Source organism: Paenibacillus sp. FSL R10-2796 (assembly GCF_037965315.1).
GTDB classification, from domain to species: domain Bacteria; phylum Bacillota; class Bacilli; order Paenibacillales; family Paenibacillaceae; genus Paenibacillus_AQ; species Paenibacillus_AQ odorifer.
The window spans coordinates 2641963-2664418 of sequence record NZ_CP150178.1; the positions used below are offsets into that span (position 1 = coordinate 2641963).

General features: G+C 43.5%; 14 protein-coding genes. 11 read left to right on the forward strand and 3 right to left on the reverse strand.

All coding sequences use genetic code 11. The features are described 5' to 3' along the window. Positions 1-12 precede the first annotated feature (12 nt). From NST58_RS11760 to NST58_RS11775, 4 genes are all read left to right on the forward strand, one after another. Entirely contained in the window at positions 13-978 is a 966-nt protein-coding gene (locus tag NST58_RS11760; RefSeq protein ID WP_076186487.1) for a 2,3-diaminopropionate biosynthesis protein SbnB, read from the forward strand. 201 nt (positions 979-1179) lie between these two features. Beyond that, positions 1180-3153, forward strand: coding sequence for a serine hydrolase domain-containing protein (locus NST58_RS11765; protein WP_256717258.1), 1974 nt, complete (start codon positions 1180-1182; stop codon positions 3151-3153). Positions 3154-3212: 59 nt separating this feature from the next. After that, positions 3213-3890 (forward strand): response regulator transcription factor, encoded by a 678-nt coding sequence (locus NST58_RS11770; RefSeq protein ID WP_076100805.1) that lies wholly within the window; start codon positions 3213-3215, stop codon positions 3888-3890. Further along, a complete protein-coding gene (locus NST58_RS11775; RefSeq protein WP_076195006.1) occupies positions 3887-5239 on the forward strand; it encodes a HAMP domain-containing sensor histidine kinase in 1353 nt (450 codons plus the stop codon). Before NST58_RS11770 ends, NST58_RS11775 begins: the two co-directional genes overlap by 4 nt. A gap of 2 nt (positions 5240-5241) precedes the next feature. Here NST58_RS11775 and NST58_RS11780 read toward each other — a convergent pair whose 3' ends face one another. From NST58_RS11780 to NST58_RS11790, 3 genes are all read right to left on the reverse strand, one after another. Next, positions 5242-5877: a TetR/AcrR family transcriptional regulator gene (locus NST58_RS11780; RefSeq protein ID WP_339247881.1), complete on the reverse strand. Its 636-nt coding sequence runs from the start codon at positions 5875-5877 to the stop codon at positions 5242-5244. Between the two features lie 46 nt (positions 5878-5923). Beyond that, a complete protein-coding gene (locus NST58_RS11785; protein ID WP_179086337.1) occupies positions 5924-7114 on the reverse strand; it encodes a pectin acetylesterase-family hydrolase in 1191 nt (396 codons plus the stop codon). Between the two features lie 167 nt (positions 7115-7281). Further along, entirely contained in the window at positions 7282-10428 is a 3147-nt protein-coding gene (locus NST58_RS11790; RefSeq protein WP_339247886.1) for an alpha-mannosidase, read from the reverse strand. A gap of 249 nt (positions 10429-10677) precedes the next feature. Here NST58_RS11790 and NST58_RS11795 point away from each other — a divergent pair, with 249 nt between their 5' ends. From NST58_RS11795 to NST58_RS11825, 7 genes are all read left to right on the forward strand, one after another. Then, positions 10678-12516, forward strand: coding sequence for a sensor histidine kinase (locus NST58_RS11795; RefSeq protein WP_175617386.1), 1839 nt, complete (start codon positions 10678-10680; stop codon positions 12514-12516). Beyond that, complete coding sequence (locus NST58_RS11800; protein ID WP_076195203.1) at positions 12491-14065, forward strand: response regulator transcription factor; 1575 nt, start codon at positions 12491-12493, stop codon at positions 14063-14065. The genes NST58_RS11795 and NST58_RS11800 overlap by 26 nt, the downstream gene beginning before the upstream one ends. Positions 14066-14345: 280 nt before the next feature. Further along, positions 14346-15275: an ABC transporter permease subunit gene (locus tag NST58_RS11805; RefSeq protein ID WP_076129998.1), complete on the forward strand. Its 930-nt coding sequence runs from the start codon at positions 14346-14348 to the stop codon at positions 15273-15275. 18 nt (positions 15276-15293) lie between these two features. Continuing rightward, the gene (locus NST58_RS11810; protein WP_038569957.1) at positions 15294-16217 is read left to right on the forward strand and encodes a carbohydrate ABC transporter permease; all 924 of its coding nucleotides are present in this window, start codon (positions 15294-15296) and stop codon (positions 16215-16217) included. A gap of 85 nt (positions 16218-16302) precedes the next feature. Further along, entirely contained in the window at positions 16303-17820 is a 1518-nt protein-coding gene (locus NST58_RS11815) for an ABC transporter substrate-binding protein (RefSeq protein WP_076129999.1), read from the forward strand. 122 nt (positions 17821-17942) lie between these two features. Beyond that, the gene (locus NST58_RS11820) at positions 17943-19262 is read left to right on the forward strand and encodes a glycoside hydrolase family 125 protein (RefSeq protein ID WP_076130000.1); all 1320 of its coding nucleotides are present in this window, start codon (positions 17943-17945) and stop codon (positions 19260-19262) included. Beyond that, positions 19259-22411, forward strand: coding sequence for a beta-galactosidase (locus NST58_RS11825; protein ID WP_076130001.1), 3153 nt, complete (start codon positions 19259-19261; stop codon positions 22409-22411). Before NST58_RS11820 ends, NST58_RS11825 begins: the two co-directional genes overlap by 4 nt. Positions 22412-22456 lie beyond the last annotated feature (45 nt).

The window sequence follows — 22456 nt, forward strand, 5'->3', positions numbered from 1 at the left end:
GGAGGTTGTGGAATGCTGTATTTAAACGATCGGGACATCCGGGAGGTGGGGCTTGATTGGCCTTCTCTCGTGGAATCGATAGAAACTACGGTGCGCATACTTGATTCTGGAGATTACGCGCAGCCCGTAAAACCTTATCTAAGGTATAAAAATCCTCAAAATCGTATTATTGCAATGCCCGCATACGTAGGGGGGAACGTGAACGCAGCAGGGATCAAATGGATTTCCAGCTTCCCGGATAATATCCAGGTTGGTCTTCCCCGCGCGCATAGCATCATTGTCTTGAATGATCCCATTACGGGCGAGCCTATATCCGTCCTAAGCTCTCCGCTCCCCAGCATCGTAAGGACAGCTTCCATCAGTGGACTGATGATTGGCTACTTTTTGCAGGCACGTTCACTTGAACGGATTTATCTTGGCATTATCGGCTGGGGACCAATCGGGCAATATCATTTTCAAATGGTTATGGCATTGTACGGAGATCGAGTTGAACGTGTCCGCATCTTTGATATAAGGGAAGTAGATTTGTCAGACATCTCATCTATATATAAGGATAGGATAGAAGTGGAGGAGACGTGGGCGGACGTTTATCGAAAGTCCAATATCTTTATCACCTGTACCGTATCCAATCATAGATATATCGATATGCTTCCGGCGGAAGGTAGTCTTCTACTGAATATTTCACTGCGTGATTATAAACCTGAGGCATTAGCTTCGGTGAAGTCCATAATCGTCGACGACTGGGATGAGGTGTGCCGCGAAAATACTGACATACAGCAGCTCCATCTGAAACATGGGTTAACTCGTGCCGATACCCGAATGATTACCGATGTCGTCTCGCGCCATTGCCTGAATGAACTCAGAGCCGATGAGCCGATTTTCTTTTGTCCGATGGGGATGGCGGTTTTTGATATCGCAACAGCGGTATACTTCGTGAAGAAGGCTAGAGAAAAAGGGATCGGGACTGAGCTACAGTAAGGTTGTAGGCATACGTTCGCTATGGGATTTTTTATAGATTTTTCTGATGTAACTAGACTATGATCCGTCACTTTTAAGGGTGGATTGCTGTCTAGTTTTTTTATTGTCTTGTTAACGTTCCATTCATAATACTCTGATAATCTCTATAAGTGTTAGGCGGATGATCATCCACCCCAATAAATGATGACTCGGAGGATAATAATGTTGACACCTATGAAAAAAAGGCTGATCGCTGGTCTGACCCTATTGGCTGTGATTAGTGCCGGCTTTGGCGCAAGCTTGGTATTTCCCGGGAAACAGGCCTCGGCTGAGAACCAAACGGGTCAAACCGGACTGCCGGCAGCGCAAATTGAAGCATTTGCCAATCTCGATGATACCGCGGGACTGACTAGCTTCGTTGATGGAATTATGGAAAAAGATATGAACCGGCTGCAAATTCCGGGAGCGGTTATCTCCATTGTAAAAGACGGCAAGATTATTTTGGCCAAAGGTTATGGCAGTTCCAATCTGGAAGAAGCGGCACCGGTTAATCCGACAACCAGCATGTTTCGAATCGCTTCAACAACAAAGCTGTTCACCTGGACAGCGGTGATGCAAATGGTCGAACAAGGTAAGATAGATCTGGACACTGATATTAACACCTACCTGAAATCAGTGAAGATCCCTGTTACTTATCCTGAGCCGATCACGATGCGCCATTTGATGACACATACAGCGGGGTTTGAAGAGGGTGGAGTGGGTTATCAAATCACTACCGACCCTGCCAAATTGCCGGGATCAATCTCGGAAACACTCAATAAGCATATGCTGGCACGGGTAAGACCCCCCGGAGAGATGAGTTCTTATTCGAACTTCGGGGCTACTCTCGCGGGTCTGATTGTGGAGGAAGTCAGCGCTGTTCCTTACAATGACTATATACAAAAGTATATTTTCGATCCGCTCGACATGAAATATTCGACGGTGGTAGAGCCTTTGCCGGAGTCATTCATACCCAATCAAGTTGTAGGGTACACGAGTGAGAACGGTAGCTTTATTCCTGGCACACTTACCTTCGAGGGCGGCTTTCGTCCTGCCGGCTCGGGTACAGTATCAGCAGTAGACATGGCGCACTTTATGATTGCCCATCTGCAGAACGGGAAATATGGTGACCAGCAGATTCTTAGAACGGAGACTGCAGAACTAATGCATTCAACGGCGTACCAATTCGATAAACGTATGCCGGGAGTAGATCTGGGGTTCTCTGAGAAACGCATCAATGGTCTTAGACTAATCACTCATGGTGGTTCCGACCCCATGTTTAATACGGAGTTTTATCTTGTGCCTGCCAAGCATGTAGGTATCTTTGTTTCCTATAACGGCGGTCAGGGCGGTGATTCCGCGGCAGGCCTAGTCCATGCCTTTGTTGAGCGCTATTATCCCGATCCTGAAGCGAAGCAGCCTGAATTCTCAACTTCTGCAGAATCTGTTCAGAAATATGCGGGAACCTATCAATTCACACGCCGTAACCACAGTGATATTGATAAATTTTTCAATTTTTTTGCCCAGCTAAATGTTAAGGTAAAGGACAATAAGCTATCTTTGGGAAGTGGTAGTGAACAACAGTTGTATAGAGAAATCGCTCCGAATCTGTTCCAGCTCGAGGGAGGCACCGAACAAATCGGCTTCCGCACAAATGATACCGGTAAGGTTACACATATGCTCTTAGGTATGGCACCGGAAATGCCACTGGAGCGTACGCCACTCTTGAATCAGAATAAGTTTTGGCTTATCGTACTTGGCGGCTCGGGGCTGATTTTCATCACTGCATTGCTTGGACTAATCTTCTCCAGACGCAAGATCAAGGCGATGACGCCTCCGGAAAAGTGGGCCATCCGCTTATCTGCGGGAACTGCTGGGTGGGCGCTGCTATCTTTCGTTACGATATTTATGGTGGTTATGTCCATGGATACGATGCAGAAGTTCAGCGGTATCAGTCTTTCGCTTTCTCTCAGTTTAGTTATGCCAATCCTTTTGGTTGGACTGACTTTAGCTTTGCTAATCTCGGCTATACTGGTTTGGAAGAATAAATACTGGACAGCTTTCAAGCGTGTGCATTATACACTAGTGGCACTTTCGGCTGTAGTGATGACTCTGTTTTTCTACTATTGGAACCTGTTGGGTTGGCAGCTCGGATAACTTCGTTTCTTGTCAAGAATATATCATATATAATGTAAGCTTAAGAGAGGAGGACAATCGTGGCTACTATACTTATTGCTGATGATGATGATAACATCCGAAAGCTAATGTCTTTGTTTTTGCGAAAAGAAGGTTTTGACCTCAAAGAAGCCAGGGATGGCACCAAAGCGCTGTCCATTATAGAGAACTCGCGAGTCGATCTCGTCATCCTAGATATTATGATGCCAGGATTGGATGGTTGGGATCTGTGCAGAGAAATCAGGCGCTCTGATGCCAACATTCCCCTCCTCATGGTGACGGCTAAAGGAGAATCTGCACATAAAGTGAAAGGTTTTCAACTCGGCACGGATGACTATCTGACCAAACCGTTTGATCCGCTTGAACTGGTGATGCGAGTAAAAGCTTTGCTTAAACGCTCGCTGGTCGTTTCTTCCCAGTCTGTGCAGTTGGGCAATGTGGTGCTTAACCGCCGCACTTTCCAGGTTACGCGTGATGAAGAACCGGTAACGATTCCTTTGAAGGAATTTGAGCTACTGTTTCTGCTGGCTAGTCACCCTAGGCAAATCTTCACAAGAGAACAGTTGATTTCTCAAATCTGGGGATTGAACTATGAAGGAGACGGCCGGACTGTAGATGTGCATATAAGCCGGTTGAGGGAGAAATTCTGCGGTAACGACGAGCAATTTCAAATCGAAACGGCCCGCGGCCTAGGATACCGGCTGATCCCTGCGCTATGATCAAGACATTGTATGTACGCGTCGTTCTCACGTTTCTAGGCATCATTATCTTTAGTCTGATCTGTTCCTTTTTCATTGGTTTGTATGTCTTTCAGAGACAAATAAGTTACGAGGGACAGAATGAAATGATCACAGTGGGGAAGGAGATCATTCACCGTTATGATGACGCCAAGCCTGAGGATACAGACGAGTTCTTGAATAGTATGGTTAAGGTATCTGCATACCCTATCCACTTGTATAATCATTCCGGGGAATATACCTTTTATGGGCTCAAGGATAGTCCGGCCGTCACTATCACCCCCGAGGCTGTGAAACAAGTGCTGCAAGGAAAACTCTATCGTTCCTCCGCAAAAGATAAGGATACCTTTATCGGGATGCCCTTTATGTTTAACGGGGAGTGGCAAGCAATGTTCTTGCAGTATTCTGCCGAGAACGAAAATATCGTCAATCGGATGCTGCTCTTTGTGCTTTTACTCGTGCTTTTACTGGGTAGTCTATGCATTCTTATTGCCGCCAGATATTTGGTGGAGCCGATCAAAGCTTTGACGAATGCGACAAGAAGGCTGGCCAAGGGTGATTTCGAGGTAGAGCTTAAAGTAAACCGAGTAGACGAAATAGGGGAACTGACACAAAGCTATGTGGAGATGGCCGGGGAGCTGAAGCAGCTGGAACAGATGAGGCAGGATTTCGTATCCAACGTTTCTCATGAAATTCAGACACCGCTTACGTCTATTTCCGGCTTTGCCAAGGCATTGCAGAACAATGATCTAATCGTGGAAGAGGAACGTTCTGAATATCTTGATATCATCATTGCAGAGAGTGAACGTCTGTCGAGGTTAAGTGATAATTTGCTGAAGCTCGCTTCCCTGGATTCTGAACATCATCCCTTTAATGCAGGTTCCTTCAATCTTGACGAGCAGATTAGAACCATCGTTGTGACCTGTGAGCCACAATGGTCAGCCAAAGGCATCGTTATCGATCTTGAGCTGCCGGAAGCTGTCAAAATTAAGGGTGATGAAGATCAGCTGAAGCAAGTATGGATGAATTTGCTGAGCAACAGCATCAAGTTCACACCTGAAGGCGGGAACATCCGCATTAGTATAGATGACAGTGCAGCAGATGTATCGGTCACCATCAGTGATAACGGGATCGGGATTTCCCCGGAAGAGTTCAACGCCGTATTCCAAAGATTTTATAAAATAGACAAGTCACGGAATGGAAACAACAATGGCAATGGCTTGGGACTTGCAATCGTTAAAAAAATTGTCTCCCTGCATCAGGGAAACATAGAAGTGGACGGTGTGGTTGGAGCGGGAACGACGATTATCGTCAGGTTGCCTCATAAGTGAAATTAAGGGTTTGTCTGATTCTTGGATTGCCGTACGCCAAACATAATGAAATCCTTGAATTGCCGGTCCATAACCCGATCTTCCTCCGTAACCACACCCCCCCGCTGATGAGTAATAATGACGGCTTTTTGTAAATACATGAAATACAGGTGGGTGGACTTGTGCAGAATGTCCAGCCACTTATTTTTTTCCTCCGGAGCGACTGATATGGACTCAAGGAGAATTAACCGTGAATACCAGCCTTCCATAGCCTGCTTAAAGTCAGGAAGTTCCGCGGGATTTTTGGAAAGCGTGCTGTAGTAAACTCCAAAAATGGCATCATAGTAGATCAGGGCTTCCTGCTGATCTCTTAATGCCAGATATTTATCGAGAATGTTCTCCAATGACTGTACAGGGTGTTTAAAATCAAAATCAAACAGCAGCTGTCCAAACATCCGCTCCAGATTAAGGACATAGATTTGAGCGGCTAACTCTTCCTTGTCTTTATAATGATGATACAAAGTACGCCGGGAGATGCCGGCTTGTTCCGCAATCTGTGCCATATCCGTGCGCTCAATACCTTGAGCACAGAATAAGCTAAGCGCTGTATCCTTAATGATCTCCCTTGTCATTTGCATTTGCTTTTCCCGCAAATTCATTGATTTTCTCTCCTGTCTTGTTGCAACTCTTCCGCTGCTTCTAGCACTATTTCTGAGCTGGCTTCGAATTCATGAGGAATTTGCTGCCCACTGAATAGGGGTTCTGCCGGTTGATCGCATCACCTAACCAATTCAGAAGCTTCACACCATCCTGTTCAGCCTGAAAGAAGGTCTCTCTGGTGGCAAAAGTGTGCGGAGTTGTACCCGTCTTAGCGTTCAGTCCATAGTCGGTGAGATAGTAATAATAATTAGGTAAAGTGGCTGCCAAAGAAGAAACAGATTGCCGCATTTCCTGTGACCACTCATTAATGATGCTTTGATCTCTTGGCCCCTTGTAATCGTTGATATTGTTCTGAAAGTGGATTAGAATCTCGTCAAATACCGAGTAGGATTGCAATATTATCGCATTCGCAGGAAGTAGATGGCCGTTCGCTTTAAAAGCTGCCCCGATGATATCCGCTTCAGGGGCATATCCGAAGTTCTTCACGAAGTCTGCCTGCCATTCCTGCTTCACAACATTTGGCCACTTGTCTGATTTCAAGAAGGAACTGTCTGAATATTGGAAAATCTCGGAGTTCTTGTAATGAGAGGCGATCTCGGGAGCCCAAAAAGCGGACCCGAAGCCACCGGCACTTTCGCCAGCAATCAGTAGTTTGCCGGGTTTATCCACGTTGGCATATATCCAATCGAGGCTGCTTCGCACATTATTGCTGCCGTTATAACGCATAGTAAAGGGGCTGCCGTCATCTTTTTTATATTCAACTTTGCGGTTGCCGATATGGAAGTCACCGGTTGAATAGGGAAGGTAGACCACATTCCAGCCATGAAAAGGATTGGCAGGGTTATCCGTATCCATCATGCCTCTCAGCAATGTCAACATATAGAAGGGGATGTTCTGGAAATAGTTGCCTGTATCTCCACCTTTAATAAAGTTCATAAGCTTGATGGGGTGTGCGGCACTTTGGGCATCCCAGCTGGCTCCGCCACCGGAAAAAAAGATGATCCAGTTATTATTTTCACCCTTTTTATTCCACAAAAAATACTCTGATCCATCACTTGATATGACATTTCCGTCTAGCGTGACTTTATTCCACTTGTAAGGCTTCACTTCCGCAATTACAGGGGTGGTAGTCGCCGGTCTTTTGATTACAAAAGCGCTGATTGCAAACATGGCAATCAAAACAAGGCTGAATAATCCAATACCTGTGAATATTGTGATTTTCCTCATTTTTCTCATATCCATCTCTCCCTTACTCGGAGTATACGTCAAGATCACTCATTACACAAGGTGTATACCTAAAATCATGAAACAATCGTGAGAAAATATATAAAGAGGTGTCCTCGCAGCCTTTGATCCATGGCTACAGGGACACCCCGATTTTTGTATGTTACTTTATTTGTATGTTACTTTATTAATTTTGCTGCTTCGATTTCAAATGTTTTTAGTTCGTAAGGTTCAAGTATAAAAGTAATGACAGGTTCAGTGTGGACTTCCCCTTCAGGACGCTCCATTAGATTACACTCTTGCCACGAAATAATATTCAAGTCGCTAGTCATATCAATTTGCTGGCGGCTTCCGGAATAGTCGTGCACACGTACGATTAATTTTTGACCATCCTCAGACTTCTTGATCGCAGAAACCATAACCGTTTGAGTAGAAAGGCGAATAAGCGACTTGGTTGCTACTTCTGGTTGCCCCATGGTGCTCCGTAGAGGGTTGTTGACGGACCAAGCTTGACGGACGGTGTCACCCTGTAGCCAATCCCCAGTATGAGGCAGGATAGAGTAGGTGAAAGTATGTTCACCTTGATCCGCTTCAGGGTCAGGGTGCGTTGCCGATTTGATTAAGGATAGACGCATCACATTATCCTTGATGTCATAACCGTATTTGCAGTCGTTCAGCAAGCTAACGCCATAACCACGATCTGATAAATCTGCCCACTGATGCCCCACAGTCTCGAATCTAGCGTAATCCCAGCTAGTGTTCCAATGTGTTGGACGCGTAACATTACCGAACTGGATATCATAAGTGGCTTCGGTAGCTCGTATTGCAACAGGGAAAGCTACTTTCATTAGCTGTTGTCGCTCATGCCAGTCTACCTTTGTCACGAAATCGATACGACGATGGTGTGCATGTAAGATCATTTGCTGCTTAATCGTGGAATCCATATAACTCCATGTGAATTGTACAACACATCGCAGTGAACCCTTTTCTATGACTTCAATGCTGCGGCAGTCGGTGACTTCACGTTTCTTTTGCTGATAGTAGATGTCAATGTCCCAAGCTTCATGGGCTAGGGGTTTATCTTCAAACACTTGGAACACGTTACCGTGACTTCCGTTTGCTAATACTTGTCTTTGTTCATTTATATCATAGATGGATACTAATTGACCTTGTTCGTTCCATTCAATTTCGAAGTGAGGCGTTGAGATTCCTGATTCATTTAGCTTGAATGGAGCGCTTAGTGACTTAGAATTCACATCTTCTACGAAGGAGATCGTTGTGTATCCAAGAGAAGGAATGTTAGATACTTCAACGATCCAGCGGTCACCTTCACGCTGAGCTTGTAGTTGTTTTCCTTCTGAGCTTATCCAATGTCCTGTTTCCATCCCGGCTTCAACAGTAATTTCTACGAGTTCTGTCAGCTCCCAAGCAGCATTGTTCCAGATCGTATATTTACCGGCTTCATTTCCGCTCACAAGTGCCTTACTGGATTGCTCCCAGACAGACTGACCTATTGCTTCTGCTTGTGCATATTCAATAGTACTGTCTTCATATACTTCACGAATCGAAGAGCCCGGAATAATATCATGGAATTGGTTGCGCAAAATAATTCTCCAGCCCTCGTCTAAATCGGTCTGACGATAGTTCGACCAGTCACCTGTCATCACACTTTGCAGTGTATTTAGCCATTCCGCCTCACGGTATAGCAGCTCAAGCTTACGGTTCATCCGCTTATTGTAGGCTTGGCTTGTGTAGGTGCCGCGGTGATATTCTAAGTAAAGCTCGCCATCCCATACATGGACATAACGATCTGTATTTGCAACAGTTTCTTGCAGGGTACGGAAGTAGTCTCCCGCTGTTCCTGTTTCAATCTTCGGCAGACCGGGAAGATCGTTTAGCCGACGGCGCATCTCTAGCATTTCACGGTTCACACCCCCGCCACCATCGCCATATCCGTAAGAAAGTAACAGATTGCGATTCACTTCTTTATCCCGGTAAGTATCCCAAATTCCTTTCACAGTCTTAGGAATAATCCGGCCATTATAAGTGTAGAACCAAGAATCTTCTTCGGACCAAGGCTCAGGCGTTGTAATAAAGTGTGTTAACACCTCTGTGCCATCAATCCCACGCCATTGAAAGGTATCATGTGGCATCCGGTTATATTGATTCCAGCTAATTTTTGTGGTCATGAAGGTATTAATTCCTGATTTTTTTAGAATTTGTGGCAAGGACCAGCTGTAGCCAAATACGTCCGGCAGCCATAAATAGTCACATTCAACCCCAAATTCATTACGTAAGAAGCGAGTTCCATAGAGTAATTGACGGACTAGAGACTCCCCTGAGGTCAAGTTGCAATCTGCCTCAAGCCACATGCCGCCGCCAGCTTCCCAGCGTCCTTCAGCTACACGTTCACGAATATTTTCATAGATTTCTGGATAGTCATTTTTGATATATTCATAGAGTTGCGGCTGAGTCTGTAAAAAGGTATAGTCCGGGAACATTTCCATCAGACGTAGTACGGTTGAGAAGGAACGCGCACATTTCTCACGGGTGTGTTTCAATTGCCACAACCAAGCCACATCAATATGGGTATGGCCAATACAGGTAACTGTGACGGGTGAGGATTTCTCCATTTTGTTAATTTCATCACGCAAATAATTGCGGGCTTCCTCGATCGAAGCGTAGAAGTTGTCTGAACCTGGACGAGACCAGTCGATCAGAAGAAAGGAGCGGTCTACTGTACTCATAAGTTGTGTATATTCTGGAGTTTTGGCATCGAGTACGTTCAGCGTCTCAACTACAGCAAGCGCGGTAAAATAGAAATCATCCGTTGCTTCATCCAGCCAACAAATTTCAGCCATGCGAATGCCATGTGTCTGATCTTTTTTAGGGCCGCCACCTTCGAGTCCCGACCATAACCGGAAGGTCAGTGGAAGCTGAGTGCCTGTCGTTTCATTTGGCAAGAACACTTCGGTATGATTGGAATCCACACCTTGATAGGGTTTGCCGTTGAAAAAGAATAAAGATTCAAATCCGGAGTTGTTTCCAGCACCCGTCTCGCCAAAATCAAATCGACCCAGTACTTTACGGCCTGCCCAAGTAGCGGGTACGTCTATATTTGTCGTTAGCCATAAATACAAATCGCGGCCTTTCCAAGTATCGCCAACTCGTAGCTTAGACCATTCTCCATCCACGGGCGGTTCGGCTGCAATTTCACCTTGTTCGTCAATCATTGAGTTGAAAAAAGGAATGTGTATACGATCCCGGTAACGATATTCGGAAATTTCGTTTAGTTGGGAGTTGAGTTTGCGTTTGGTTAGAAACATGAGTAATAGCCCCTCCAATATGTTGATGGGGGACGAGGAAATTAAGATCTATTTGGGTTATTATAGGTTTGTTTGGGGGGTAGAAATCAACTATAGACGATTTTGTGTGAGTTGTAAACTCTCGGTGGAGAGAAAAGTTGGAGCGCTAGAATTTATAAATAAAAAATGCATACGCTTCCATTGCAGAAAAAGAAGTGTGATGTTAAGCTTCTAATCCTAAAGGTGATATTCAGAAAGAAGGTGGCTTTGTTGAATGTAAAGAAATTTTATCAAAACCATTTGCAGAAAAAACTGTTCAATAAAATTTTAGCTATATACTCTTCGATCATTATAATTACGTTAATTGCCTCATCCATTACCGTATATAAATACTATGAACAGACGATCACTCGCCAACATGTAGATGCCAATCGGGAGGTGCTGGATTATGTGAGTTTGTATATGAATCAGCAGTACGAAAGTATCCAAGTAGCCATCCAGCAAATTTATAGCGATGCCTCTGTAAGTGAGGATTTGTCCTACTTTTTGCAAAATGATTATGGGGATTATCTTAAATACCGTTTAGATCAATATGCAGACATAGGGAGCTCCGTTCCTCATACGTTCGATACTTATTTCAAAACCTATTTGAATCAGAAAAACGGGATTTATGACGTTATTTTATACAGCACAGAGAAAGAATTTTATTATTTATATAAAAATAATACCCGACAATTCTATTTGAGCGACATGGACGGTTCTAAGCAAAAGTTATCCTTACCGAAGAATGGCTGGGTCTCGCATGAAACCAAATTAGTGCTTAAGGAAATAAGAGAAGACAATAACAATTTGTATACAATGACTAGGGAAATTAAAGATCCGATTACACTGAAAACGATCGGGATGCTCATAGTAGATTTTGACGCAGAACTTATTTCAAAATGGCTTGGCACAAAAGTTGCAGAAAATAATGGTCAATTGTTGGTCTTAACCCCAAGCGGTGACGTTATATATGATTCATTGGGAAGGTATATGGGACAGCGATATCCACATCTCGATGCGCTTCATGCGGATGGCTGGACAACACTGGATGGGATCTCCAAGGTTAACTTAAATACAACGAATAGCTCAGGTCTTATTATGGCAGGGATCATTCAGAAGTCACAGGTCAACAACGAAATGAAAACGGTTCGAACTTGGATTATCGGGATTACCACAGCGCTTATTATTACTGCAATGTCTTTTACATACGGAATTATTTTACGTTTCTCTAAAAAAGTGAAGATCATTATCAAATCTATGAAGCGCTTACAGGAAGGTGATTTAAGCACACGTATTCACCTAAATCGAGAAGATGAATTGCAGCTAATTGCCAACAACTTTAACTATATGTGTGAAAGGTTAGAACTCTATATTAATAAAGTGTACATTTCGGAGCTTACGCAGAAAAATGCAGAGCTAGTTGCACTTCAATCGCAGATTAATCCACACTTTTTATATAACACACTTGAGGCGATTAGGATGCGGGCAATTACGCAAGGAGCGAAGGATGTAGGTCAGATGATTTACATTTTATCGACATTATTTCGAACGATGATTAAGAAAAGCATGGTCGTTACAATATCTGATGAGATTGAATACTGCAATTTGTATCTGGAGCTGTTTCAGATTAGACATAAAGATAGGCTCCAAATCATATCACAAATAAGTCCAGTTGCCATGAATTGTTCTATCGTTAAATTGCTCATCCAACCGGTCATTGAAAATTATATTGTTCACGGATTTAGACCTGACCGTTTTGGCAATCTCATCCGTATTGAAGTTACTGAATCTGGCGGGGAAATTCAAATTGCTATAAGTGATAACGGGAATGGAATTACTGCCAGCAAGCTGACAGAGCTACAGCAAATGCTTCAAGTCAGTATGAGAATGGATGAACCTCCTTCTTCGGTAGGCCTATGTAATGTGAATGAACGAATTAAACTTTATTATGGGACTGAATATGGATTAACGATCGCTAGTGAAGTAAATAAAGGAACAATAGTCATCATGAATATACCAGTAGTAAGGGAGAGTACTAATAATGCACAATATACTTATCGTGGATGATGAACCTCTTATTCTTGAAGGATTACGTTCAGTGATTGAATGGGAAAAATATGGATTGAGAATCGCGGGACAAGCGTCTAATGGGGAAGAAGCTTTAGAATTTCTACGCAATCATAATGAAGGGATCGACATATTAATTACTGACATTACGATGCCAAAACTTACGGGACTTGAACTGATTCAGCAAATAAAGGTTTTTGATTCAAAAATGAGGTTTATAATCTTGAGCGGGTATGAGCAATTTGAGTATTTAAAAGCTGGAATGAGTCTAGGCATTGAAAATTATATTCTCAAACCCATTAATATACATGAGTTGGAATCAACCATTGAACAAATTGTTGAAGTGCTGAATCAAGAGGATGTTGAACAATTTCATGCTAAAGAGGATTGGCAAGTTCTACGCAATAATATTCTAAACCGCTGGGTAACTGGCAATATAGGCCGGCAGGAGCTACAGCACCGTTCAAAAGTCTTAAATATCTCACTGGACTGTTCATTTTTTACGGTGGCTGCGATTCGGCTTATCACCGAACAGGATGACGATGAGGGCCAGGATAAACTCCATAGGAATCAGCTTATGGATGAATGTTATCGTATCGCTGTGAAATCATTAGAGCAACTTGGAACCGTTATTGTATTTATAGATATGGAAGGTGATCTTGTTCTTATTATTGCTGAGCGGGCTGAAGCTGAGAACAAAGAAGAGCTTTATTGTGTACTGGAGCAAGTGCAATGTGAGATTATGCATGAGTTAGAAAAGTCTGTCTGGATAACGATAGGAAGTAAGGAGCATGCTTTTCAGGAAGTCCCAAATAGTTATAAAAAGGCGAAGAGTTTATATGTTGATCATCTTATGCTACCGGGTTACCCGATTATAGATGTGGAACAACTATCAAAGATGGTTCTGCATGAGGAGAAGCTCGAAATTGATTATGAGGAATTCACCAAATTATTATTATCTGGAGACCGGGAGGCTACGAACCAATTTATCGCAGAAACGTTCGAAAAGCTGTTTGGCTGTGGCATGATTACCCGCATTGATAATTACAACGTAGCGATTGAGTTAATGTTGATTGCTAAGAAAATGGAGAAAAACTCTAATTTTAGTGCCGTGTTTAATCCATTGCTGCGCATACATACTATTGAGCAATTGGTGCACCATGTGCAGGAAAGTGTGAAAGAAACACTGGACCAATTATCATTAGTAAATGATGAGCTCAGTCCGAATATGAGATATATGGTTGATCAAGTAAGCAAACACTATAGAGAAGAGCTATCCCTGAAAACGCTCAGTCAGCGTATGGAAATGCATCCTAATTATTTGGGCCAGCTATTTCAGAAGGAAATGGGCCGTAGTTTCTCTGATTATGTTAATCAATTTCGAATTGAAAAGGCAAGACAATTGCTGCTTCAAACTACGTTACTAACCAACGAAATTGCAGCTGAAGTAGGATATCCGGATCCAGCATATTTCTATCGCCAGTTTAAAAAATCAGTAGGTGTCTCGCCGACAGAGCTTCGGAATATGTACAAAAAAGCAAAATCCTAAAATAAAGGAAATGTTCCTGAGTATCACGTTCAAGTACGGGCTTCATGGACGTTGATAACGAGAATGTTTCCTTTTTTTTGCTCAAATTTAAGGGGAAATAGACTTTTTAAATGTCCCTTCTGCTGTGGATCTTTAATTTTTACATCTGATTCTGGAGTTTTTCAACTTTATGAAACCGCTTTTATAGCGCAGAATTAAGGGTAGTTAAAGGGGCGAGGGAAAAAGATCGAAGGGATATATAGGGGTTGTTTGGGGATAGAGAGAAGGGGGATGTGGAATAATGCCTGCATTTTTCAAAAGTTTAATTAAGGATAAAGTACTCTGGTTTATGGTATTACCAGGGACATTATGGTTCCTGATCTTTTGCTACTTACCGATGTTTGGAACAGTAATTGCATTCAAGGATTTCAAGATTCATCGGGATGGATTCTTTGCAAGCGTTTTAAACAGTAAGTGGGTTGGCCTTGAAAATTTCAACTTTTTGTTCTCGACGGAGGACGCCTATATCATTACAAGAAATACGATTCTTTATAACTTGGCGTTGATCTCTCTCGGTTTAGTTCTTGCGGTGGGTATTGCGATCACCTTAAATGAACTTGTGAACAAACGGATGGCTAAAGTTTATCAAACGGCGATGTTTATGCCTTACTTCCTTTCTTGGGTCATTATTAGTTTCTTTACCTTCAGCTTTCTGAGTGTAGATAAAGGAATATTGAATCAAGTGGTTGTTTACTTCGGAGGCGATCCTATTTCCTGGTATGGGGATACTCGCTTTTGGCCATATATCCTAATTTTCATGGGGATTTGGAAATCAATTGGTTATTCAAGTGTTGTTTACTTAGCGGCTATAGCGGGTATCGACAAGTCCTACTATGAAGCAGCTATGATTGATGGGGCCAGCAAATGGCAGCAGATTAAGTTTATTACACTTCCTTTGCTTAAACCTTTAATGGTAACGCTAACGATTTTAGCGATTGGTGGTATTTTTAGATCGGACTTCGGTTTATTCTATCAAATCCCTCGGGATTCAGGTGTTCTATACTCCGTAACGAATGTTATCGATACTTATATTTATCGCAGTATGAGTACGACAGGTAATCTAGGGATGAGTACAGCAGCGGGTCTATATCAATCGATTGTTGGATTTATCATGGTGCTTGTAACGAATTCTATTGTGAAAAAGATCAGCAAAGAGAATGCGATATTCTAGAAAGGAGTTAGTGACGTTATGGCAGTATTCAAACGTAAGCCAAAAGAAATCGACAACAACGCCATTACTCCTTTATGGAATGTGGTACTCAATATTATAATTGGCATCTTCGCTTTTACTTGTGTGTTTCCGTTCTTGTTTGTCATAGCCATTTCTTTTACAGATGAGAAAGTACTTGCTCTAAATGGATTTAGCTTGTTACCCGAAAAATATAGTTTAGCAGCTTATCAGTTTGTTTTTAACACAGGTGATCAATTGCTTCGTTCCTTTGGAGTTACTTTGATGGTTACTGTACTAGGTACGCTCATTAGTTTATTTCTAATAACAACTTATGCGTATGTTCTCTCTCGAAGATCATTTCGCTATCGTAATTATTTCAGCTTCTTCGCCTTCTTCACGATGTTATTCTCAGGCGGAATGGTTCCCAACTATATCGTGGCTACGCAGTTTTTACATTTGTACAACACGATATGGGCTTTAATATTGCCCATAGCGATGAATGCATTCTTTATTCTAGTAATGCGGACCTTCTTCCAGACTAGCGTACCTGATGCACTCATTGAGGCTGCCAAAATTGATGGGTCTGGTGAGTTTCGGACCTTCCTGCAAATTGTACTTCCAATCTCTTTACCGGGGATTGCAACGATTGGATTGTTCTGTACGCTGGGCTATTGGAATGATTGGTTTAATGCCCTGCTGTATATAGATGATGCGAGTCTTGTTCCACTCCAAGCGATGCTGATGCGAATTCAGAATAATATGGAGTTTGTCATTCAGAACAGTATGCAGATGGGATCAAGCTTTGAGATTGCTGCAACCTTGCCAACAGAAACCGTTCGTATGGCGATGGTTGTACTGGCGACCTTACCTATAGCACTAGCGTATCCGTTCTTCCAAAAGTATTTTGTACAAGGCTTAACCGTGGGCTCTTTAAAGGAGTAACACTACTAAGATGTATTTATTCGAATCGCTAGGACAGGAATCGATATAAATAAAGCGTTCATTAATCTAAAGGGGGAAAATAGAAATGAAAATGAAAAAAGGCTTAACACTCGCTCTTGCAGGGACAATGCTTTTTTCTGGCCTTCTAGCTGGATGTGGTTCGAATAATAATACAAATGCTGCTAAAGAAACAAACAATTCAGCGGCAGCAGGGAATTCAGCAGGGAACACATCAGAATTAAAGCCATATGAGTTGAAGATGTATTTAATTGGTGGACCTCAAAAGGATTTAGATCTTGTCTTAAAAGAAGTTAATAAATATACCCAAGAAAAAATTAACGCGACGTTGAACATTACGATGTTCGATTGGGGCGATTACGATAAGAAGATGCAAGTCATCACCGCTTCCGGTGAGCCTTATGATATTGCCTTTACCTCTTCTTGGACAAATGACTTCCGTCGTAACGCTGCTAATGGGACGTTCTTGGGTCTGAATGATCTGCTAGATAAGTATGGTAAGGAAACGAAAGAAGTTTTGGACCCTCGTTTCTTAGAAGGAACTAAGATTAAAGGTGAGATCTATGGTGTTCCTGTAAATAAGGAGCTTGGACAGCAATGGGTATGGCGCTTCAATAAGAAATATGTTGATAAATATAACATGGACATTTCCAATATCCGTACATTGGATGATCTAGAGCCACTTCTTAAAACGATTAAAGAGAACGAGCCGGCTGATATTACACCTCTAGCTGTTCCTAAAGGCTTTAAACCATTCATGCCATTTGACTATGTACTAGGTGATGAGCTACCTATCGGGGTCTATATGGATTCCACAGATGGCAAGGTTGTTAATATTCTGGAGACACCTGAACTTGCAACATCGTTAGATACGATGCGTAGACTTTACACAGCAGGTTACTTACGCCCAGACGTTGCAACACTTGAAGGTATTGATAACATTAAGACCGGTAAATGGTTTGCCGATCGCGAAATTACACAGCCTTATGCAGAAAAAGGTTGGTCTCGTTCAGCAGGTTATGAAATTGTAACTTCGCCTATGCATGAGCCTTATGTATATACACAGTCCGCCGCAGGTTCGATGCACGCGATTTCCGTAACCTCAGGTGATCCTGAGCGCGCGATGATGTTCTTGAATCTTTTGAATACAGATAAGTACTTACGCAATTTGCTCAACTATGGTATTGAAGGAACACATTATAAGAAAATCTCTGACAATGTCATTGAAGATCTGCCAGCTATGCAAGATAGCTATGCAATGCCAGGCTTCACACTTGGGAACATGTTACTGACTTATCTGCATGCTGATGACCCTGCTGATAAATGGGATGCTTTCAAGAAGTTTAATGATTCTTCAAAAGAAGCCCCTACCTTCGGTTTTGCATTTGATCCTACACCTGTAAAAACAGAAGTAGCGGCTATCAACAACGTAACTAAAGAATTTATGCCAGCGCTATACACAGGTTCTGTTGATCCTAAAACATATCTGCCAAAAGCAGCGAAGAAATTTAAAGAAGCTGGACTTGATAAAGTCATTGCAGAAGTTCAAAAGCAACTTGATGAGTGGAACCAGACAAAGAAATAAGCTAATGAACGTAACACGCCTAAGATTAATCACTAAAGGTAACACAAATAGGATTAGTGGAGACGGGCAGCTATGCTGCCCGTCTCTCTATCTATCCCCATTTATTATGAAGGAGTGAGAATATGGAACAATTCCGACTTCCCGCCATCTCTATGCCGAAGCTGCCGCTTCCTCAAGCGGTTCAAGAAGTATTGAACGAAGCAGAGGAGAAGTTAGCTCATCGGCCAAAGCTGTTGCAGCTTTTTAAGAACTGTTTTCCCAATACGCTTGAGACAACGACTAAGCTTATGGATGATGGGACAACGTTTGTAATTACAGGAGATATCCCGGCTTCTTGGTTGCGAGACTCTGTGGAGCAGGTTATGCACTACGTGCCCTTTGCTAAAAAAGATCCCGATCTTCAGCGGATTATTGGCGGGTTAATTAAACGTCATATCGAGTATATTCATATCGATCCGTACGCCAATGCGTTTAATGAGACAGCGAATGATTGGCATTGGAGCACTAGCGATATTACGGAAATGTCCCCCTGGGTGTGGGAGCGTAAATTCGAGATCGATTCTCTTTGTTTTTCCATGCGTCTGGCTTATGCCTATTGGAAAGAAACCGGAAAGGCTGATATATTCGACGCTGGATTTAAGGCAGCAATGTTCAAAATATTCAACCTGTTCAAAACTGAACAGCGCCATAGTGAATTATCTCCATACCGCTTTACGCGTAACAATGGGATTCCTGAAGATACACTGCGTAATAATGGTCTAGGTATGCCTGTTAATTACACGGGTATGGTCTGGTCGGGATTCCGCTCGAGTGATGATGCATGCGACTTTCATTACAACATCCCGGGGAATATGTTCGCTGTTGTTGCATTACGTCATATGCAGGAATTTGCTGAATGGGTATTCCGTGATCTTGAATTTCTGGAACAGCTTAAAGCATTAGAAGCTGAGATTGATCACGGAATTCAATTGTATGGTATTTATCGTCATCCGAAATTCGGTCCAATCTACGCCTACGAGACCGATGGTTATGGCAACTACTGCTTGATGGATGATGCGGGAACACCAGGACTCCTGTCGATTCCTTATCTCGGCTATGTTACCGCAGAGGATGAAATTTATCAGAATACGAGACGATTTGCTCTGAGCAAGGAGAATCCTTTTTATTTTGAAGGAACCGCAGCGAAGGGAATCGGTAGTCCGCATACTCCCAAAGACTACATCTGGCATATGGCATTATCGATGCAAGGTTTGACGGCTTCAACTAAGGAAGAAAAGCTGGAGATGCTTGAGATGTTAGAAGCTACGGATGCGGATACTGGCTTTATGCATGAGGGATTCCATGTTAATGATCCGAATACGTTCACTAGAAAATGGTTCGCCTGGTCCAATAGTCTGTTCTCCCAACTTGTCTATAAAATGATGAAGGAAGGACTACTATGAGCAGCCTGAGCAGACCTGTAATCATATTTTATGATTCTGATTTTCCAATTTCCAGTCCCATTCCTAGCGATGCGATTACATCCATGAGTGAGTTCGGATCTATTGTAAGTGAGAATCAGCTTGCACAAACGCTATGCGAAACGAAAGGCGGCTGTTTCATCAATCTGCATGCACCCTATTTCCCGAAAGCGGCCTGGATAGCCATTCTTGAATACCTGCAAAGAGGTGGCGGGTTGATTAGCATTGGAGGCGCACCCTTCAAACAACCTGTTCGTTGGGAAAATGGCCGATGGCATGTCGAAGCGGAGCAGACTTCCTATCATCAGGAGCTGTATATTCATGAGGCACTTCGTGTTGAATGCTCACGCAACCATTCATTGCTTGCCTTGGATGTCATTCCTCTGCTTAAGGGTCAAGAATCTCTTTTTCTAACGAGTGCGGACACATGGAACCTCGTGCCACATACGACAAAGACGAGTGATTTACCACATCAAATGGGCTCGGCAGGTCCGATGAGCACACGGATTTACCCGCTCTTAAAGGGAATTACGTCCGAGGGTCGAGAAACCGCTGCCCCAGTGGTTCTTTGGGAGAATACGAGCGGTTTGTATGCAGGTTCACGCTGGCTGTTCGTAAATACACCTGCAACAGCTTCTTTTTGGGAGCAAAAAGGTCCTTCCGCGATATCCAATTGGGCGCGTTTTTGCAGCAAGGGTGTTACGGAAATGTGGGTTAAGCCCAATTACGCGTCTTATGAATCAGGAGAACGTGCTTCCCTAACCCTTCAGATTCAGCAGCTTGAACGAGTGAGACCTTCTATGCGAAATGAAGATACATGGAATTTCACAATTCATGTAGAGCATGAATCAGATACCTCTTTGAAGTGGTCTCAGAGTTTGGAAATGAAGGCGAATGCAGAACTAAACATGGTGCGTCTGCCTATTCCTTTGGAGATAAGTAGGGGCCTCTACCAGATTGTCTGTGAAGCAGAAGCCAGTGATGGTGAGGTTCGCATTCTGCGCCAAGGGTTCTGGGGTCATGCTCCTGAGCTGCTGGCAGCAGGCCATCCGGTAACGAGCGGCAGAGATTATTTTATAAAAGATGGGCGTCCGCTACCAGTGGTCGGCATGACTTATATGGCGAGTGATGTGGCGCGAAAATTTCTTTTTCTGCCGAACGTCGGAGTTTGGGATCGTGATATGGGCCAGATGCGGAAGGCCGGGATTAACTGGATCCGTACAGGGATCTGGACAGCTTATCGCAATGTGATGCAAGACGATGGACATGTCTCGGAAGAAGTATTGCGGGCGATCGACGCCTTCATCATGACGGCGAAAAAGCATGATCTTCAGGTGACGTTCACGTTTTTCTCCTTCACACCGGAAACGTGGGGAGGGGTGAACCCTTATCTGGACCCACAAAGTGTGGAAGCTCAGAAGCGGTTCATTCGGTCTATTGTATCTCGTCATAAAGATTCTTCGAATGTAGACTGGGATCTTATTAATGAACCGTCGATGTTTGATCCGGACCGTATTTTCTCGGACGGCCCGAGTTCATGCCATGATCGCTTTGAGCGACAAGCTTTTAGGGAATGGCTACAAGAAAGACATGGTGTAATCGAAGTGCTGCAGGAACGCTGGAATATGACGCCCGCACAGCTTCCGGACTTTGCTTCGGCAGGGCTGCCTGAAGCAAAAGAGATGAACTTCGACGTACAAGATATGCACAGTGCTAAGAGGGGGACACGCTGGTTGGATTATTGTTTGTTCTCTATGGAAATGCATAACCGTTGGGTGAAGCAATTATACGATACCATTAAGGAGCAATGTCCAGCTCAGATGGTTACGGTTGGCCAGGATGAGGGACTAGGAGCGCAGCGTCCTTCGCCGTTTTTCTATGAGGAAGCGGTAGATTACACTACTGTGCACTCCTGGTGGTTTAACGACTATTTGATATGGGATGGCATTTTTGCCAAAACCCCCAATAAGCCAAACCTAATTCAGGAGACTGGCGTCATGTATGTAGAAACTCCAGATGGCCGAGCCAAACGTTCAGAACAAGAGCTGCGGAATTTGCTGGAACGCAAGTATGCTTACGCTTTTGGAACGGCAGGTGCGGGAGCTATTCACTGGATCTGGAATACGAATTTCTATATGGATAATGCGAATGAGTCCCATATCGGAGCGCTGAGAGCGGATGGAACCGAGAAGCCTGAGGCAGACGTATCTTATGATTTCGGGAAGTTTATAGAAGGTATCCGTGATATATTTGGTAATCGGAAATTGGAAGAGATTGCGGTGGTGTTCCCTTATTCGAATGATTTCTCTAATCGAAAGTTGGCTTTTGCGTCTACAACAGAGCTTACCCGCATTCTGTCTTATGAGCTCAAGATGTCTTTTCGGGGGGCTTCTGAATACCACCTAGATGATTTGGAGAAGAACCCTGCGAAGCTGATTATACTGCCAAGCGCGCATAACTTCGCTGATGCAGCGATGGAACGGTTGTTACATATCGTTGAAGAGACAGGAGCGGTATTGCTTGCCACTGGACCGTTAGGCATTGATGCCTACTGGCGTTCTTCGGATCGGTTGAGTAATATTCTTGGCAAACGTGAATTGCGTAATATGCGCCGCGAAGAAGTGCTTATGCTTCAAGGTCAAGTACTGCCTGTCTCTTTCGGCCACCGCCGGATAGCTGAGGTGACGAAGGAAACGATCATTCAAAAAAATGGTGGAAGTTCTACTATAGACACTGTCGTGAACCTTCCGCTGGGCAAGGGTCGACTCCTATGGAGTCCACTGCCAGTTGAATTGAGTGAGCGTAGGGATACTACGGCTGCACTTTACCGCTACGCGGTTAATGCTGCTTTTGTGGAACGTGATTTTGAATGGATTAGTGGTGGGGACTTAGCGGGTATCTACGGACGAAAACTGAGCTTTGCTACGGGTGCACTTTTTACCTTCGTGTCGGAATATGCCCAAGATGCAAAGATCGAGGTGAAGGATTCAGCCACTGGCCGAACTTATTCGTTCGTGTTGGAACAGGAACGTTCTGTTCTCTTTGCTACGGATAGTAAAGGAGATTTGCTTGGTGTTTATCGCCCGCAGGAAGTCGAGATTCATGTCAATTATCCACATCTTCTACATTAAGCATCTTGGTAGATAGAACGCATTGCATATAAGGAGGTCTTCACT